Source organism: Pandoraea bronchicola, assembly GCF_902459805.1.
In the GTDB taxonomy this organism is placed as follows: Bacteria; Pseudomonadota; Gammaproteobacteria; order Burkholderiales; family Burkholderiaceae; genus Pandoraea; species Pandoraea bronchicola.
Genome location: NZ_CABPST010000025.1, coordinates 1 through 2,921, shown reverse-complemented (window position 1 = coordinate 2,921; position 2,921 = coordinate 1). Strand labels below are relative to the sequence as shown.

1 rRNA gene is annotated in these 2,921 nt (G+C 52.1%); it reads right to left on the bottom strand.

What is annotated here, in order from left to right:
- Window positions 1-22 precede the first annotated feature (22 nt).
- Window positions 23-2,900: ribosomal RNA gene (locus PBR20603_RS23970) — 23S ribosomal RNA — on the bottom strand.
- Window positions 2,901-2,921 lie beyond the last annotated feature (21 nt).

Below are 2,921 nucleotides of genomic sequence, written 5' to 3'. Positions count from 1 at the left end.
ACCAGGAAAACACACTGGTTATAGGATCAAGCCTTACGGGCAATTAGTATCAGTTAGCTTAACGCATTACTGCGCTTCCACACCTGACCTATCAACGTCCTGGTCTTGAACGACCCTTCAAAGGAATCGAGTTCCTAGGGAAGTCTCATCTTAAGGCGAGTTTCCCGCTTAGATGCTTTCAGCGGTTATCTCTTCCGAACATAGCTACCCGGCGATGCCACTGGCGTGACAACCGGTACACCAGAGGTTCGTCCACTCCGGTCCTCTCGTACTAGGAGCAGCCCCCTTCAAACTTCCAACGCCCACGGCAGATAGGGACCAAACTGTCTCACGACGTTTTAAACCCAGCTCACGTACCTCTTTAAATGGCGAACAGCCATACCCTTGGGACCGGCTACAGCCCCAGGATGAGATGAGCCGACATCGAGGTGCCAAACACCGCCGTCGATATGAACTCTTGGGCGGTATCAGCCTGTTATCCCCAGAGTACCTTTTATCCGTTGAGCGATGGCCCTTCCATACAGAACCACCGGATCACTATGACCTGCTTTCGCACCTGCTCGACTTGTCAGTCTCGCAGTTAAGCACGCTTTTGCCATTGCACTATCAGCACGATTTCCGACCGTACCTAGCGTACCTTCGTACTCCTCCGTTACACTTTGGGAGGAGACCGCCCCAGTCAAACTGCCTACCATGCACTGTCCCCGATCCGGATTACGGACCTAGGTTAGAACCTCAAACAAGCCAGGGTGGTATTTCAAGGACGGCTCCACAGAAACTAGCGTTCCTGCTTCAAAGCCTCCCACCTATCCTACACAGACCGGTTCAAAGTCCAATGCAAAGCTACAGTAAAGGTTCATGGGGTCTTACCGTCTAGCCGCGGGTAGATTGCATCATCACAAACACTTCAACTTCGCTGAGTCTCGGGAGGAGACAGTGTGGCCATCGTTACGCCATTCGTGCAGGTCGGAACTTACCCGACAAGGAATTTCGCTACCTTAGGACCGTTATAGTTACGGCCGCCGTTTACCGGGACTTCAATCAAGAGCTTGCACCCCATCATTTAATCTTCCGGCACCGGGCAGGCGTCACACCCTATACGTCCACTTTCGTGTTTGCAGAGTGCTGTGTTTTTATTAAACAGTCGCAGCCACCAGTTTATTGCAACCCCTTCACCCTTCTGGCGCAGGCCAGTTAAGCTACAAGGGCGTACCTTATCCCGAAGTTACGGTACCAATTTGCCGAGTTCCTTCTCCCGAGTTCTCTCAAGCGCCTTAGAATACTCATCTCGCCCACCTGTGTCGGTTTGCGGTACGGTCTCGTATGACTGAAGCTTAGAGGCTTTTCTTGGAACCACTTCCAATTGCTTCGCGAACAAGTTCGCTCGCCCCACAGCCTTGAATTACGCGCCCGGATTTGCCTAAGCGCCTTCTCCACTGCAGGGACCGGGACTTCCAACACCCGGACAACCTTCCGCGATCCGTCCCCCCATCGCATCATACGACGGTGCAGGAATATTAACCTGCTTCCCATCAGCTACGCATCTCTGCCTCGCCTTAGGGGCCGACTCACCCTACGCCGATGAACGTTGCGTAGGAAACCTTGGGCTTACGGCGAGGGGGCCTTTCACCCCCTTTATCGCTACTCATGTCAGCATTCGCACTTCTGATACCTCCAGCATCCTTTACAAGACACCTTCACAGGCTTACAGAACGCTCTCCTACCATGCGAGCAAGCTCGCATCCGCAGCTTCGGTATATTGCTTAGCCCCGTTACATCTTCCGCGCAGGACGACTCGATCAGTGAGCTATTACGCTTTCTTTAAAGGGTGGCTGCTTCTAAGCCAACCTCCTGACTGTTTTAGCCTTCCCACTTCGTTTCCCACTTAGCAATATTTAGGGACCTTAGCTGGCGGTCTGGGTTGTTTCCCTCTTGACACCGGACGTTAGCACCCGATGTCTGTCTCCCGTGATTGCACTCTTCGGTATTCGGAGTTTGCTATGGCGAAGTAATCCGCAATGGACCCTTCAACCATGACAGTGCTCTACCCCCGAAGGTGATACACGAGGCACTACCTAAATAGTTTTCGGAGAGAACCAGCTATTTCCAAGTTTGTTTAGCCTTTCACCCCTATCCACAGCTCATCCCCTAATTTTTCAACATTAGTGGGTTCGGACCTCCAGTACGTGTTACCGCACCTTCATCCTGGCCATGGATAGATCACTTGGTTTCGGGTCTACACCCAGCGACTGAACGCCCTATTCGGACTCGCTTTCGCTACGCCTTCCCTATTCGGTTAAGCTCGCCACTGAATGTAAGTCGCTGACCCATTATACAAAAGGTACGCCGTCACCCCTTACGAGGCTCCGACTGTTTGTATGCATGCGGTTTCAGGATCTATTTCACTCCCCTCCCGGGGTTCTTTTCGCCTTTCCCTCACGGTACTGGTTCACTATCGGTCGATTACGAGTATTTAGCCTTGGAGGATGGTCCCCCCATCTTCAGACAGGATTTCACGTGTCCCGCCCTACTTTTCTCAAGCTTAGTTCCACACCAGGGTTTTCTCATACGGGGCTATCACCCACTATGGCCGGACTTTCCATTCCGTTTTGATAACACCGGTGCTAAATCTTGAAGGCTGGTCCCATTTCGCTCGCCACTACTTTGGGAATCTCGGTTGATTTCTTTTCCTGCAGCTACTTAGATGTTTCAGTTCGCCGCGTTCGCTTCGCTAGACCTATGTATTCAGTCTAGGATGACCTAAAAGGCCGGGTTTCCCCATTCGGACATTTGTGGATCAATGCTTATTTGCCAGCTCCCCACAACTTTTCGCAGGCTATCGCGTCCTTCATCGCCTGTAATCGCCAAGGCATCCACCACATGCACTTATTCGCTTGACCCTATAACGAGAGTGTCTCCCG